Raw genomic sequence first — 15,715 nt, forward strand, 5'->3', positions numbered from 1 at the left:
TCTATAGATAAAAGAATATACCAAAAACAGGCAGCAGCCTCTCCAATAATGGATGAGGCTGCTGCTTTTTCGCAATTATATACCTTTTGTGCCCCTTAATAATTAATTCTGAGTAGTAATATCCAAATAAAACGCATCGCCATATGTATCATCAAAAAACCGAAAATAAATTTCTAGAATCCGAAAAAACTCTATATTTATATTTATTAAAGAATGATAAAATTGAAAAGTATGATTTTCACAATCTATCTACAATTTTGGATGCGCTCAGGAGGAGAACAATGAGAAAAGTATTGCACAAAGTCAAATCGCAATGGATAGTTTTGGGTGTGTTGGGTGCGACGGTCGTCAGTTTGGGCACCGCCGATGTCCGACAAGTATCAGCAAGTGAAATCGAAGGAGCAAGTGCTTCGGAAACCCTTACGGACAGGAAATTGGGGACAGCGGATGTCATTGTGGAAGCAACAGAAAAGGCCGCGCATATCGGGTTGGATCATGCGATCAGCACTGCAACCACCGATGGGACAGCGACTGTTTTTGTTCATTGGAATGAAGATGGAACGATTACCGTCACGGTTAAAGACCTGAATGGTAGCGTTCTCTATTCCGATTTATTGGTGGATAGTGAAGGTGAAAATACGATTAAAGTCCTGACAGCTAATCAGGATTATTACACAATTAATATTGCTGTTAAAGCCGCAACAACTGAACAAACAACAACTGCTACAGGGCCGATTGAACAAGCCGTTCCAGAGGTACAAGCCGAAGTGGATGCGACTGAAGAAGTTGCTGTCAAAGAAAATAACTACGCGAAAATCGTATCGACAACGGAAGTGGATTACCCTGCCGTTATCGCGCGTGCCACAGACGCGATCAACACCGCGCCATGGGGAGTGCAAGGCTATCAAACGTTGGCTTCCAGCGCGGATTATGCTGGAAAAACGGTGGACGTGACGAAAGAACAAGTGACCGATTATGGCGTGACTTGGGCTTTGGTCTCTCTTAATGGGAAAGAACTTGGCTGGATCGCGAAAGATGCTTTGACGGTCCAAACTTATGCTGCCATCACTTCCGAAACCGTTGTGGATTATCCGGCAACGATTAGACGTGGTACGGACGCGATCAACTTGGCGCCTTGGGGAACGAAAGGCTACCAAACGATTGCATCGAGCGCAGCTTATGTCGGGAAAACAGTTGACGTCATCAAAGAACAAACAACGGACTACGGAGTGACGTGGGCGCAAATCTCCTTGAACGGCGAAGTGCTGGGGTGGATCGCGAAAGATGCGTTGGCCGTTCAGACTTATGCGGCAGTCGTTTCCGAAACCGTTGTGGATTATCCTGCCACAGTCAACCGCAATTCAGACGCCATCAACACAGCGCCATGGGGAGTCAAAGGCTACCAAACACTGTCTTCAAGCGCAGCCTATGCAGGACAGACTGTCGAAGTCATCAAAGAACAAGTGACGGATTACGGCGTAACTTGGGCACAAATTTCGCTGAACGGCGAAGTGCTGGGCTGGATCGCCAAGGACGCCTTGAGAGTCCAAACTTTCGCGCAAATCACCAAAGAAACCGATGTGGATTATTCCGCAACCATCAGCCGTGATTCCGACGCGATCAACACAGCGCCATGGGGAGTCAAAGGCTACCAAACATTGTCTTCAAGTGCTGCTTTTGTTGGACAGACTGTTGAAGTAACAAAAGAACAAACAACGGATTACGGCGTAACCTGGGCGCTTGTTTCCCAAAACGGCAAAGAATTAGGCTGGATTGCGAAAGACGCATTGAAAGTCCAAACTTACGCCCAAATCACCAAAGAGACTGCGGTAAGCTATGACGCCATCGTCAACCGCGATTCCGATGCGATCAACACAGCACCGTGGGGAGTCAAAGGCTTCCAAACATTGTCTTCAAGCGCAGCATATGTGGGACAGACTGTCGAAGTAACAAAAGAACAAACAACGGATTACGGCGTAACCTGGGCGCTTGTTTCCCAAAACGGCAAAGAATTAGGCTGGATTGCGAAAGACGCATTGAAAGTCCAAACCTACGTGCAGATCACCAAAGAGACCACGGTAAACTACGCCGCCATCGTCAATCGCGATTCCGATGCGATCAATACGGCACCGTGGGGAGTCAAAGGCTACCAAACCTTGTCTTCAAGCGCTGCTTATGCAGGGCAGACAGTTGAAGTCACGAAAGAACAAACAACGGACTACGGCGTGACGTGGGCGCTTGTTTCCCAGAACGGCAAAGAGTTAGGTTGGATCGCTAAGGACGCTTTGAAAGTCCAAACCTATGCGCAAATCGTTTCCGAAAACGAGGTAGCTTATCCTGCCTTGATCAACCGCGGCACAGATGCCATCAACACGTCGCCTTGGGGCACGAAAGGTTATCAAACGAACGCATCCAGTGCCGATTATCTAGGCCAAACGGTTGAAGTCGCGAAGGAACAAACGACCGATTACGGTGTGACTTGGTCCTTGGTTTCGCTGAACGGCAAAGAGTTAGGCTGGATCGCGAAAGATGCATTGACCGTAATGGAAAGAACGGTGGAAACCGTTGTTGCGAAAGAAAATACAGTGGCTTACCAAACGGTTAGTGAAGAGGATAATACGATTCCGACTGGCGAATCACAAGTTGCTCAAGCAGGTGCGGATGGCTACGATACGGTAACGTATGACGTCACCTATGTGAACGGTGTGGAAACGAACCGAGTGGAAGTGAACCGTACGACAACTGCTCCAGTGAATGAAATCGTCAAAGTCGGTACGCAAGTGACGGAAGTCAAAACCGAAACAACTACTGAAAATAAGGTCGCCTTCTCTACGGTTGAAGAAGAGGACAATACCATCCCAACCGGCGAACGCGTGGTTGTTAAAGCAGGTGTTAACGGTTACGATACGGTAACGTATGATGTAACGTTCGTGAATGGTGTTGAAACCAACCGCGTTGAAGCAGACCGAAAGACAACAGCTCCAGTGAATGAAATCATTAAAGTGGGGACACAAGTAACGGAAGTCAAATCCGAAACCAACGTCGAAAAAGAGATTGCCTACGCAACTGTCGAACAATTAGATAACACGATCCCGACTGGTGAACGCGTTGTTGTTAAGGCAGGCGCGAAAGGCTACGACACTGTAACTTATGACGTAACCTATGTGAACGGCATCGAAACGAACCGCGCAGAAATTAGCCGCGCAACAACCGCGCCTGTAGCTGAAGTCGTCAAAGTGGGTACGCAAGTGACGGAAGTCAAAACCGAAACAACTACTGAAAACGAGATTGCCTTCGCTACAGTCGAAGAAGCAGACAACACCATCCCAACCGGCGAACGCGTTGTCGTTCAAGCAGGTGAGAATGGCTACGATTCGGTAACGTATGAAGTAACATTTGTGAATGGCGTTGAAACAAACCGCGTTGAAGCAGACCGCAAGACAACTGCTCCAGTGAATGAAATCATTAAAGTAGGCACGCAAGTCACTGAAGTGAAATCCGAAGCGACTACTGAAAACGAGATTGCCTACGCAACTGTTGAAGAATTAGATAACACGATCCCAACCGGAGAACGCGTTGTTGTTAAGACCGGCGCGAAAGGCTACGATACTGTAAGCTATGACGTAACCTATGTGAACGGCATCGAAACGAACCGCGTGGAAGTGAGCCGCAAAACAACAGCCCCTGTAGCTGAAATCGTCAAAGTCGGTACACAAGTTACAGAAGTCAAATCCGAAACAACTACTGAAAACGAGGTAGCCTTCGCTACAGTCGAGGAATTCGACAACACGATCCCAACCGGAGAACGCGTTGGTGTCCAAACAGGTTTGAAAGGCTACGACACTGTAGAGTTTGATGTTACCTATGTGAACGGCATCGAAACGAACCGAGTAGAAGTGAGCCGCGCAACAACTGCGTCTGTATCCGAAATCGTAAAAGTAGGCACACAAGTGACGGAAGTGAAATCCGAAACAACTACTGAAAATGAAGTTGCCTACGCAACCGTTGAAGAATTCGATAACACGATCCCGACCGGCGAACGCATTCTTGTTCAAGCAGGCGTTAAAGGCTACGACACTGTAAGCTATGACGTAACCTATGTGAGCGGCATTGAAACCAACCGCGTAGAAACGAGCCGCACAACAACAGCCCCTGTAGCTGAAGTTGTCAAAGTGGGTACGCAAGTAACGGAAATCAGATCAGAGTCCGTTCATGAGAATGCTATTCAATATGGCACACAAGAACAAGCAGATGCTAACCTCTTTATTGGTGAAAGACAAGTAATCCAGCAAGGCTCCGAAGGTTATGACGTTGTTTTATATGATGTTACCTATGTCAATGGGGTTGAAGCAAGTCGCACTGAAATTAGTCGTGAAACGATTGCACCAGTTGAAGAAATAGTCAAAGTGGGCACAAAACAAGCAATCGCACAAATTGGCGGATTCAGAATCGAAGAATTATCTGTTGATGCAAGCGGGGTTTATGAAGGCTATAACAGCAAAAATGTGGTTTTAAGAATGACTGCTACTTCAAAAAATGCAAACATTACATATGCGTATGTGAACTATGAATCAGCAAATGGCTATTCTGATCAATTGCAATTTGTAAACGTAGGTAATAATGTATTCGAAGCAACGATACCATTTTCATCTTACTATACGCATGCTGGTCTATACCAAATCGGTCTGATTGGGGCTTCTGATTCTGCAGGCAATACGTGGGTCATCTTCCCAGAAGGTCGTGGTTCAGGGCTGAACTACACAAGTGCTGATTTGAGCGCAGCTGATTTTACTATTAAGGAAACAAGCGGACTTGCCTCCGTAGCAGGGGTCACTTTAGAATCGGTAGCCATTAATAATCCTGTCGTATACGTGGGTGAATGGTCAAGCAACAAAGTGACTATGAAAGTGAAATCAGATGGCGCACCAATTTCAAGTGCTTCAATTACATTCACATTACCAAACGGATGGGATAATAGTTGTGATTTCGTATATGTAGGGAATGGAACATACGAGGCTACCGTTGAGTGTTTCCCAAAATTTTATTTTGCAGGAGCAGGATCATACGGAGTAGAATCCATCAATATATATGATGTAAATGGAAATGTATTTATATTCTTCCCTGAAGGATATGGAACGGGGCTAAATTATGATAGCGGTGATTTGAGCGGAGCTTACTTTGAGGCAATCAACAGACCAGTAGTCACTACAGAAACTATTGCTGAAGCAAATCCTCTTCCTTTTGAAACAATCTATCAGGATGATCCGAATCTTATGGTTGGTGAAACAAAAGTGATTCAATCCGGCGTATTTGGGAATGAAACACAATACTATACAGTAACCTATACAGATGGCATAGAAACAGCCCGAATATGGTCTCATTCAGAATTGGTTTCAGCTCCTTTGGCGGAAATTATCGCTGTTGGTACAAAACAGCCTCTTGCTCAAATTGGCGGATTCACTTTAAAAGATTTGTCAGTGGAATCTGACATTGCCTACGCTGGCGACTGGGAAGACAGTAAAAAAGTCACAATGAAAGTGTCAGGAACGTCTGCAACCATTCAAAGTGCACACTTCAACTACAGATTACCGAGCGGAGGATATGGACAAGAAGATTTCGTATATGTTGGAAATGACACTTATGAAGTTGCAGTGCCAACTTACTTCTGGGGAGCAGGATCCTACCAGACCGATTCGATCTTCCTGATTGATTCGAATGGGAGTTCTTGGGTGATCATGTCAGAAGGCAATGGAGCTGGTATGAATTACACCAGTGCAAACTTGAGCGCAAGTGATTTCGAGGTCCTTCCTGCTATTGCATCTGTCGGAGGCGTCACATTAATCTCAATGGATCTTGAGGATAATGTTATCCATGAAGACGATGGTACTACCAACAAACTGACCATTAAACTCAAAGATAATGATGCAACAATATCAACGGTATATATTTCATACACTCTTCCAAACGGATTCACCAAAAGATTTGATTTTGTAAACGTTGGAAATGACATTTATGAAGCGACAATAAACCAGCCATACTTCAGTTATATCGTAGGTGCTGGTAGTTACAAGATTGAGTCTCTTTATGTAGGAGATGTTAATGGAGATTATGTAATATTCTTCCCGGAAGGTAACGGTTCAGGTCAAAATTACACAAGCGGTAATCTGAGTGAAGGAAACTTTGAAGTGCTAGCGACACCGAAAAATACCATCGAAACGACTACAGAACCAATTTCTTTTGATACTGTCTATCAAGATGACTCCAGTATGCTGATCGGAGAAACGAGAGTAATACAATCAGGGGTGGCTGGGACAAAAACTAATTATTATAACGTGACCTATTACAATGGTGTAGAAACTAGTCGTGAATGGACCCATTCAGAAGTGACCACAGGACCAGTGAATGAAGTAGTTGCGGTTGGAACAAAAAGCGAACTGGCTGATACGGATACTACGAAACCAATAATAGATCAAGCATCAGTTAAAGTGTCGCAGACAACTGCAACAGTAGGGGATACAATTACCATATCGGCAAAGATTACTGATAATGTGGAAGTAGCAAAGGTTCAAATAGTATACATGCTAACAGACTCAAGTATGGTTTATTTAGATATGACTAAAAATAACGACACTGGATTGTATGAATGTGTATTACCCATAACAGACACTTTGCGAGCTGGTTTGTGGAATAATTTTCTATTGAAGGCGTATGATACATCCAATAATGTAACAGGATCAAGTACAAATAACGCAAACTTTACGATTGTTGACTTAATCTAGACAATAAAAAGATAAAGAGCAAACAAAAATAAGAGCACCCTCCATCACAGTTTACTGGTGGAGGGTGCTCTTGTTTTTCGCTGAAAAGGATTAGCTGTCATTATTCATTTTTGTTATCCGAAAAATACCCGTATCAGCGCAATGGCCATAACGACTTGCACCGCGCCCACTGTCAAGCCGTACAGCAGGGCTTTGGGGCCTTCTTTGATGATGTCGGCGAATTTGACGCGCATGCCGATTGCGGCGAGGGCGGCGACTTCGAATTGGGTGCTGATGGCTTTTGAGACGACCAGGACGCCGTCTGGGACGCCGATGAAGCTGCGGATCAGGAAGAGGATGACAAATCCGGTCAGGAACCATGGGACGCCATAGGAGATGGCAGCTGGGCTGGCGGACGCGCTCGCTCCGGTGACCAATCCGTCATCAATCCCTGCGCTCTTTTTGCGCGTGAACAAAGGCTCTCCTTCGTTCATATTCATGCGCCCGTACAACACGGCGACGGCGATGATCAAGAGCACGCGCATCAGTTTGAAGACGGTCGCCAGGGTTACGACTTCGTCATTGACGAGTTTTGCTGCGGCGACGACTTGGCCGACCGATTGGACGGTTCCGCCAATCAGGGCGGAGGTGCGCAGGGTGTCGCTCCCGTAAAGGAAGGCTCCCAAAAGCGGTAGGGCAATCATCAGCGCGGTTCCGGTCAGGTTGACGATCGTTATCGAGATGCCTTTATCCTTGTTGTCGGCCTGAACGATCGGCGAGACGGTTCCGATGGCGGAGGAGCCGCAGACTGCGTTGCCGGCACCCATCAGCAGAGAGAAGCGTTTGCCGAAGCCGAAGTATTTGCCCAGATTGTAGGTGACGAAAATCGTCAGCGACATCTGCAGAATGATGAAGACGAAGCCTTTCAGTCCGGCTGATTTCAGTACTTGGAAATCCAGGATCAGCCCATTCAGGACGATGGCGTATTCCAAGAGACGTTTTTCGGAAAATTTCGTTCCTTGACCCAGTTCCGGCCGGTTGAGGAGCGTGTTGCCGAGCAGCATCCCAAGCAGGATGGCGATGAGTGCGGCGCCGAGTGCCGGCAGGAAACGGGCGAGAAATTGGCTGACCAAGGAGATGAGAATGCTGACGGCGAGGCCGGGCAAAATCCCATCGAGTTCTTTTTTGATTGCATTTATTTTCATGAGTGTTAAGCCCCTCCAATATTATTGCGTTACAATAAATCATTTTACCTGAATTTGCGTATAAATGAAAATATGGCATTAGTATCAGCCGAACTATGCTGGGATGCGCCATTCCTCAGCTTTTCGTGATGCTCAAAAGTAAAACTAACTTTTCATTAACAATAAATCTTTGACAAACGTGGGGGAGTAGTGTAACTTACTATAGGGACTTTACGATAGAAGACATTTTTTGCCTTCACGTCCGTGTCTGTGTAAAGCGATTCCCAAAAGGATTGTGCACTAACAGAAAGAGGGAAATAGATATGAAAATTTTTGATTATGAAGACGTACAATTAATTCCGAATAAGAGCGTCGTGCAAAGCCGATCAGAATGCGACACGACTGTCGTACTTGGTGGCCGCACGTTCAAATTGCCGGTGGTGCCTGCGAACATGCAGACTATCCTGGACGAAGAACTTGCTGAAAAGTTAGCCAGAGAAGGTTATTTCTACATAATGCACCGTTTTGATGAAGCGAGCCGTTTGCGGTTTATCCAACGTATGCATGAAAAAGGTTTGTTTGCTTCCATCAGTTTGGGGATCAAAGAAGCAGAATTCGATTTCGTAAATGAATTGGCGGCTAAAAAAGCCGTTCCTGAATATACAACAATCGACGTGGCGCATGGTCATTCCGATGAAGTCATCCGTATGATCAAACACGTCAAAGCAGTGATGCCGGCAACATTCCTGATTGCCGGTAACGTAGGCACTCCTGAAGGCGTCCGTGAATTGGAAAACGCCGGAGCCGATGCTACAAAAGTAGGGATCGGACCTGGTAAAGTATGCACTACCAAAATCAAGACCGGTTTCGGTACAGGCGGCTGGCAATTGGCAGCCGTTAGCTGGTGCTCGAAAGCAGCAAGCAAACCGATCATCGCTGACGGCGGCGTCCGCACAAACGGAGACATCGCCAAATCGATCCGTTTCGGCGCAACAATGGTTATGGTAGGCTCGTTATTGGCAGGCCACGACGAGTCACCGGGCGAAACGAAGGAAATCAACGGCCGCTTGTACAAAGAGTACTTCGGCAGTGCTTCCGAATACCAAAAAGGCCAACGCAAAAACGTTGAAGGCAAAAAGATCCTGACGCCTTACCGCGGAACGATCGCGGACACTTTGAACGAAATGCGCGAAGACCTGCAGTCATCCATCTCCTACGCAGGTGGAAAGGACATCGCTGCAATCCGCAAATGCGACTATGTGTTGGTTAAGAACTCCATCTACAACGGCGACAGCAACCAAGGCATCATCGAAGCCGGCCGTAGTTCTTACGGCGAAGGCGATACCATTCTTTAAGCAAAAATGTAAACAAAAGTAGGCCCTCAGCGGCGCCCGGAAACTACCGGATGACGCTGGGGCCTATTTTATTGCGGCAAAATCAGAAGGAAAAGGCAGTTGTTAAATTCGTTTTCAAGTCAGAAATTGATTATTGTCTAAACAGACAAGGATTTTTTGGAAGGTGCATTTGTAAGAATATAAAGTATATATCAACAAAAAACAATAGTTTGAAAATTCCGGAGGTTGCCATCTATGTTGGCTATATTTTGTGAAGTTTGTGCGATTTTTAACAAAAGAAATTACAAGATAGCTATGAAAATCGGATCGCTCAACGAAAAACAATTTTGTATTTTCTACGGAAAGGGTGTAATATTATTGAACTTCATTCGATCGTTCGGCTAATATAACGACCAAGTTTTTCCTAACTAAACAGTAAGTAAATTCAATATACTAATTTATTTTTATTGATGTAGCAACGTTTAACTAAACTTGTAATTTCATAACGTTCAATATTGGCTGACATTCTCTTTTTTTTTTTGGGAACATTAAAAAATAGATAAAAATGCATACGGGTGCTATACTTACGTTAGTGAGAGAGCTCTTACTAACGTAAGTAACATTTGTTTGAATCGCAATATTTCAAAGTCAATTGCACAACAAATATTTAAGCAATCGCTGGAGGTAGGTTCTTATCAATCAATCACTAATGGAGCAGTCTGAAGTTTCGCTTCTGTCTATCCCGTAGCGGAAACCCTCCCCGAATTACCCCATCTTATTATAAATGTTTGATCGCAATACATACCTCACCTTTTTGAATGAACGAATATGATTTCCTCGCTACATTTTTTAGGGTTAAGCTGATGGGCTTAGCGGAAACACGCTGAAGGAACTAACAACTGCGAACAGTCTGGGGCCGGAGTCCGAATCCGGTCCTTTTCTATTGTTCCCATTTTATGGGTTTGCCGGAAAAATAAATTTTAAACAATAACTGTTTTAGGCAGTCTGCAGGTCAGGACACCTGTCCTAACCTTTTTTTATTTTTTTAGGGAAGTACAGAACTGCCTGTTTTGGATCAATGTGGAGAGTGCTTATCCTATAAACCAAAGCATATTAGTGGAATATTTTGCGGGCGCTTTTGCTACTTGCTCATGTTGAATATTCTTACTGGACAAGTTGTCATCTGAAGATAATTCCTTTAAAATAAAAGTATTAGTGACCAGCACTCCGATGGCTAAAGACAAAACTATAATTTTTTTCATGATAAGGACCCCTTTTCTAAATCATATTTCTCTTAATAATTACATTATATAGAAGAAATATGCTTTTTGAACTAATTAGTCGTATAATACTATTAAAAAGAAGGTGAAGCCATGGCGAAAGACTTCGGAGATGTTCTGAAAGAAATAAGGATAGATAGGGGGTATTCTCAACAATATGTCGCAGAAGGGATCATGGGGCAATCTGCGTATTCTAAAATAGAAAGAAATGAAATAGAACCTACTTTTCGAAAATGGTTGTCGATTCTTGAAAAGCTGAATGTTTCCGTAGATGAGTTCCGCTACATACTGAATAAAGAAAGTTTGACCACAAAAGAAAAGCTGATCAATGAATTTTTCTCGCTGAATTATAATTACCTTGATGATTTGAAATTGGTTAAAGATGAGATAGATGCCTACTTAGAAGAAGATGAAGACTTTTTGTTAAGAAATATTTATTACGCATGCGAAAGTTTGATCGCTTTAAATACAACCCAAAACGTTGAGGAAGCACAATTGTTTGCCAAGAAAATATGGGAGCGATTGGAGAAGTTTGATAGGTGGTATTTACTGGATATCCGATTAATAAACACCATTTTATTTATTTTCCCGATTGATGTAGCCGTCAACATTGGTGAAAGAGCGACCGAACAATTAATCCCTTACCATAATCTGAAGGAAGCTGAAGTTCTATTGATCAATGTAAATATTAATTTATCTGTTTTACTGATCGATGATAAAAAATATTCTGAAGCTCTTTCTTACCTGGAAAAAGTGATTCCTTTATGCAAAAAATATCAAAAATATAATCAACTAGCAATTGCCTACTCCAGAAAAGGGATCATCTTACATAAAACAGGGAAAATGGATGAAGGCTCCGAGTGCATACGGAAGGCTTACGCTATCTTGAACGCAATTGAAGACACAAAGCTGATAAGCGAATTAGAAAAAGAACTTTCGTATTATTTGGATATGGAAGACAAAGGTCCGCTGCAACTAGAGATTTCGCCGCAGGAATAGGGTACTCCACCTTAGCGATTTTTATAACATCTGCTCAGAAAACACAAAAAATCGGCCATCCAAATCCAATGGAGAGCCGATTTTTTTTTGCCAGGTGCCGATCGAATGTAAAACGAAAGACACCGAACAGTTAACAAAATCCGAATCAGTTTGCTGAACGCAAACAGGACGGCAACGAATAGCCGGCGCCGCCCGCATAAGTCGACGATTCGTAAAGAAAGTTATGTTCAACATCCGATAACACTCATCAAGAGTAAAAATTTCCTTTCCGATCGGTAGGTAGCTATAATAAGTGTGTATATTATTACAAAAAGTTAGTGCGCAACGTTTGGAGATCCAGAAGGAGGAATGAAGTATGGCTGAAATCAGTATTTTTGGCAAAGGGAACATGGGGAGTGCAATCGGGGGTAATTTTGAAGACGCCGGGAATCAAGTAACATACATCACAAAGGATACACCCGTTGACAAATTTGGGGATATCGTAGTTTTGTCGGTTCCGTATCCGGCTATAGCAGGTATATTGGCTGCCCATCGCGACCTGTTTGCCGGGAAGATCGTCCTCGATATCACCAATCCATTGAATTTTGAAACTTTCGACAACCTCGTTGTGCCGGCCGATAGCTCAGCCGCTGCGGAAATCGCCAAAGAAATACCGGACGCGTCTGTCATAAAAGCCTTCAACACGAATTTCGCCACTACCTTAGCAACCAAAAAAGTAGCTGGTGCCCACCCAACTACAGTGTTGTTGGCGTCCGACGACAAAGAAGCCAAAGATAAATTGATTGCCGCATTGGAAGGCAGCGAACTGGCCTTCATCGATGCCGGCTTGCTGAAACGGGCCCGCGAGCTTGAAGCAATGGGATTCCTGCAGATTTCGCTCGCTGCTGCAGATAAAATCAGCTGGACTGGCGGATTCGGCATCTTCAAGTAAATATTGATCCAACACTGATACTATACTCAAAAGGATCGGATACCCGCGAAGGAAATCCGATCTTTTATTGACTAGTGTCGGTCGAATGCAAAGTGAAGGACGACGAACAGTCGACGAAGGTTGAATCAGTTTGCTGAACGCAAAACGAAAGACGCCGAACAGTCGACGTCCCCCTTATCAGTCCGTGATTCGAAAAGAAGGGGATGTTCAACTTCCGACAACCATCATGAAATGTAAAAAGAATCAACGCCAAGACAAACAAAACTTCCGACAAATTAATAAAATTGTCGGAAGTTCTTTTTTTTTATATGACGGCCCTAAGAGCCTTACGGACAAAAACACTGTAAACTAATATTTTCTGAAAAAACTGCTATAGCAAGCAATACACCACATTTTCAACAGGGTTGATACCTACGGGAAAACACTGTTTATCAAAACATTTTGCACAAATCTTGCACGGCTCAGACGACTCCAGAAAGCCCACCCGCTATCTGGGTTGCTTGGGAATCGCCTTTTTCTTTCATCTCTTTCAATAGATGGGCATTGGTTTGGCTTAAAACCATCACCGTATCTCCTAAACGATCCGCAACATACTGGACGTCCAATCCATGCTGCAACATGATACTGGCGTGCGTATGGCGTAAAGCGTGACTGGTGATCCGTCGGACGCCGGCTCTGTTGCACGCCTTTTGAAGCATGTGACTCACGCCCACTACTGAGATAGGCTCCATAAGACGATCAACAAAAACGAGGTTGTTCGGATTCTTGATGGGGCCAGTCAGCGATCGCTTTCTCACGTCATCGTAAAAAGGTTTGATGATTGCTATCGTTTGCGGGTCGACGGAAATCTTTCGCACCCTCTTTATTTTTGGTCGGGTTAAAATTCAACGTGTATTTATAATCCCAAGACTTTGAAATTTCAAGTGTGTTGTTTTCGAAGTCGAGACTATCGAAGGTAACCGCCATGATCTCGCCTATACGGGCGCCTGTTGCAAGCTGTAGGATACACATGTACTCAGCTTGATATCATCAAGCATCGCTTGCATGAGGCGCATCGCTTCATTCTCGTTTAAATATTTTTCTTCTTCCGGCTTCGGCGCACTGCCGGTTATCAGAATTTTGTAGGTCACGTCCGAAGGGATATCGCCATTCCGGAAAGCTTCCTTCAGGCAAGCACCAATCTCGTGATGGAGCTTTTTCACGGAACGGTACGATCGTCCAATCGCATATTCATTCAGGAACTTCTGGTACACCGTTTTGGTTACTTGTTTCAATTTGTAGCCTTGAAAATTCAGCTGAACGAAGATGCGCGTGTCCAAAACGAGGCGGGCCGGGTACAGGCAGAACTTACTCGTGCGGAAACCTTTGATGACTTAGTAGATAGTGAAATGATTGCTCAGAATGTTGCAACAAAATTGACTGAAAAAGAGTTAACATATGCGCCAAGGCTTGTTTCAGCCGAGCAACAGTTGGCGCAGAAAACCAGTCAAAAAAAATCTTTAGACAAAGAAATGCGAAAGCTGACAACAACACAAACTCAAAAAGTAATTGTGTCAGATAATTTTTTACGCGGTACGTCCGCATCATTGGGAACTGCCGATACAGGTCAAATATGGGGAATACTAGGTGGAACATTCGGTATTGACAGCAATCACGCGGCTCCGTCTTCCGTAGGAGCGTGGAATAAAGCGGTTATACCATCTGGAGTGTCTGACTGCGAAATTTCAGCAGTCTTTTATAGTTGGATTCCCCAACCTAGAATAATGTTTAGGGTTGTTGACACAAGTAATTACTGGATTTTTGGTTGGACCGCACCCGATAAGTTAAGTCTATATAAAATAGTTGCCGGGGTTGTAACTTCGCTGGGTGACTATACTTCGGTATTGTAACATTCTGTAGGTAGCGTTTTTAAAGTTGTTTTATTCGGATCTAGTATAAAATGCTACATAAATAATTATCTAGCTCTGCAAGCTTCTGACACTACTTTTGCAACGGCTACAAAACACGGCATATCAGGTTACGGACAAGCGGCCGGATTTAATAAATTTAAAATAAAAGAATCTATTAAGCCAATTTACCCGAACAATCTTATAGCAAGCGTAGATAATATGTTGGTTGCATATGACGGTAGTAATTTGTTCTTGAGCACAGATGGTGGACTTAGTTATACAAAAGAATTTTCCGTCGAAAATATTGAGATTATAAAATATATCCACTTGTTCAGCAATGGCAACATTTTATTTGCTGACCATCTTAAATGCTACTATTCTCACGATTGGATGGGCTACTACGAGTCGACATTACTAGCTCAAGATAATTCACCCTTTGTTCCCTACTCTCTAAAGGATAACTTTTCGTGCTATAAAAAAGGAAGCGTCAAACAATTAGTTGGTGGCGTGGAGATGCTGGTTTGGGGAAACTACTCAACAGAGTCTGGATCAGAATTTAATGATTTTACAAAAGTTTGGTATACAAAAGATTTTGGTGTTACCGTCAAAAAAGCTTACAACTTTAACACACCTACCACATTAAAGTGTCGCCATATCCATAACGTTGATTTTAATCCATCGGATAGCAGTTTTTGGATTCAAACTGGCGATGAAAATGATTACTTTGGCACAGTTATGACACATTGGTTAAAGGGTATATACGACCTGACTACAGACACATGGACGTTTATAGATTTCGCGAGCGGGATAGCATTTAAATCAACAAACATGATATTTAAAGACCCATATGTGTACTTTTCAAATGACAACTACCCAAACGGGGGGATTAAGAGGGCCCCCATCGCTACCATGGGAGATAGCGCTATGCATACGACGGTATTGACAACACCGAAATCATGCCACTATATGCTTATTAGACCTAGTGGGGATATCGTTGCTTTTCAAACGCGTGACGGCGGAGCCGAAATGCCAAGAACGATGTATTATACGCCTGACGGAATTAATTTTGTACGAATAGTTGGTAGTATGCCATATATTTTCGATTCTGGTGCTAATTCTCAGTATCAAAATTATTGGCCTATAAATTCAAACGGCAAAATATTGGCGGGTATTCAAAACCAAGATGCTCAAAATATTATTCTTTGGGATAAAACACCAAGTGTGTTCATAGATGATTTTATCAGAGAAAATGGATTTCCAAATGCGTTTAAATAAATACGATCAAATAAGAGGCTGGGACATAACTAGCTGAAACGAATCAAAAAAAGGTTCCAACCACC

Annotated in this window: 10 protein-coding genes; 6 read left to right on the plus strand and 4 right to left on the minus strand. The window is 43.6% G+C overall.

Annotated features, from left to right (window positions below; genetic code table 11):
* Positions 1-281 precede the first annotated feature (281 nt).
* Complete coding sequence (locus tag C7R56_RS06565; protein WP_159072182.1) at positions 282-6,779, plus strand: G5 domain-containing protein; 6,498 nt, start codon at positions 282-284, stop codon at positions 6,777-6,779.
* Positions 6,780-6,892: 113 nt separating this feature from the next.
* Here C7R56_RS06565 and C7R56_RS06570 read toward each other — a convergent pair whose 3' ends face one another.
* The gene (locus tag C7R56_RS06570) at positions 6,893-7,963 is read right to left on the minus strand and encodes a YeiH family protein (RefSeq protein ID WP_107995759.1); all 1,071 of its coding nucleotides are present in this window, start codon (positions 7,961-7,963) and stop codon (positions 6,893-6,895) included.
* Between the two features lie 302 nt (positions 7,964-8,265).
* Here C7R56_RS06570 and C7R56_RS06575 point away from each other — a divergent pair, with 302 nt between their 5' ends.
* Positions 8,266-9,297, plus strand: a complete 1,032-nt coding sequence (locus C7R56_RS06575) for a GMP reductase (protein WP_107995760.1) — start codon at positions 8,266-8,268, stop codon at positions 9,295-9,297.
* A gap of 1,070 nt (positions 9,298-10,367) precedes the next feature.
* Here C7R56_RS06575 and C7R56_RS09020 read toward each other — a convergent pair.
* On the minus strand, positions 10,368-10,538 hold the full coding sequence (locus tag C7R56_RS09020; protein ID WP_159072183.1) for a hypothetical protein: 171 nt from the start codon (positions 10,536-10,538) through the stop codon (positions 10,368-10,370).
* Between the two features lie 111 nt (positions 10,539-10,649).
* On the opposite strand from C7R56_RS09020, the gene C7R56_RS06580 reads away from it, so the two are divergent.
* Positions 10,650-11,555: a helix-turn-helix transcriptional regulator gene (locus C7R56_RS06580; RefSeq protein WP_107995761.1), complete on the plus strand. Its 906-nt coding sequence runs from the start codon at positions 10,650-10,652 to the stop codon at positions 11,553-11,555.
* 355 nt (positions 11,556-11,910) lie between these two features.
* Positions 11,911-12,486, plus strand: a complete 576-nt coding sequence (locus tag C7R56_RS06585; protein ID WP_107995762.1) for an NADPH-dependent F420 reductase — start codon at positions 11,911-11,913, stop codon at positions 12,484-12,486.
* Positions 12,487-12,947: 461 nt separating this feature from the next.
* Here the strand turns inward: C7R56_RS06585 and C7R56_RS06590 are convergent, their stop codons facing one another.
* Both C7R56_RS06590 and C7R56_RS06595 read right to left on the minus strand, forming a co-directional pair.
* Positions 12,948-13,343: a site-specific integrase gene (locus C7R56_RS06590; protein WP_159072184.1), complete on the minus strand. Its 396-nt coding sequence runs from the start codon at positions 13,341-13,343 to the stop codon at positions 12,948-12,950.
* Positions 13,344-13,460: 117 nt separating this feature from the next.
* A complete protein-coding gene (locus tag C7R56_RS06595) occupies positions 13,461-13,760 on the minus strand; it encodes a hypothetical protein (protein ID WP_107995764.1) in 300 nt (99 codons plus the stop codon).
* On the opposite strand from C7R56_RS06595, the gene C7R56_RS06600 reads away from it, so the two are divergent.
* Both C7R56_RS06600 and C7R56_RS06605 read left to right on the plus strand, forming a co-directional pair.
* Positions 13,752-14,375 carry a hypothetical protein gene (locus C7R56_RS06600; RefSeq protein WP_107995765.1) on the plus strand — a complete coding sequence of 208 codons (624 nt, stop codon included), beginning with the start codon at positions 13,752-13,754 and terminating at the stop codon, positions 14,373-14,375. The two genes, C7R56_RS06595 and C7R56_RS06600, sit on opposite strands and share 9 nt — an antisense overlap.
* A 219-nt stretch (positions 14,376-14,594) precedes the next feature.
* Positions 14,595-15,650, plus strand: coding sequence for a hypothetical protein (locus tag C7R56_RS06605; protein WP_107995766.1), 1,056 nt, complete (start codon positions 14,595-14,597; stop codon positions 15,648-15,650).
* Positions 15,651-15,715 lie beyond the last annotated feature (65 nt).

The sequence above is a fragment of the Trichococcus paludicola genome (genome assembly GCF_003052295.1).
Taxonomy (GTDB): Bacteria; Bacillota; Bacilli; order Lactobacillales; family Aerococcaceae; genus Trichococcus; species Trichococcus paludicola.

Coding starts and splice junctions, on each gene's coding strand:
- C7R56_RS06575 (WP_107995760.1), top strand. CDS start 8,266: ATGAAAATTTTTGATTATGAAGACGTACAATTAATTCCGAATAAGAGC.
- C7R56_RS06580 (WP_107995761.1), top strand. CDS start 10,650: ATGGCGAAAGACTTCGGAGATGTTCTGAAAGAAATAAGGATAGATAGG.
- C7R56_RS06605 (WP_107995766.1), top strand. CDS start 14,595: ATGTTGGTTGCATATGACGGTAGTAATTTGTTCTTGAGCACAGATGGT.
- C7R56_RS06565 (WP_159072182.1), top strand. CDS start 282: ATGAGAAAAGTATTGCACAAAGTCAAATCGCAATGGATAGTTTTGGGT.
- C7R56_RS06570 (WP_107995759.1), bottom strand. CDS start 7,963: ATGAAAATAAATGCAATCAAAAAAGAACTCGATGGGATTTTGCCCGGC.
- C7R56_RS09020 (WP_159072183.1), bottom strand. CDS start 10,538: ATGAAAAAAATTATAGTTTTGTCTTTAGCCATCGGAGTGCTGGTCACT.
- C7R56_RS06585 (WP_107995762.1), top strand. CDS start 11,911: ATGGCTGAAATCAGTATTTTTGGCAAAGGGAACATGGGGAGTGCAATC.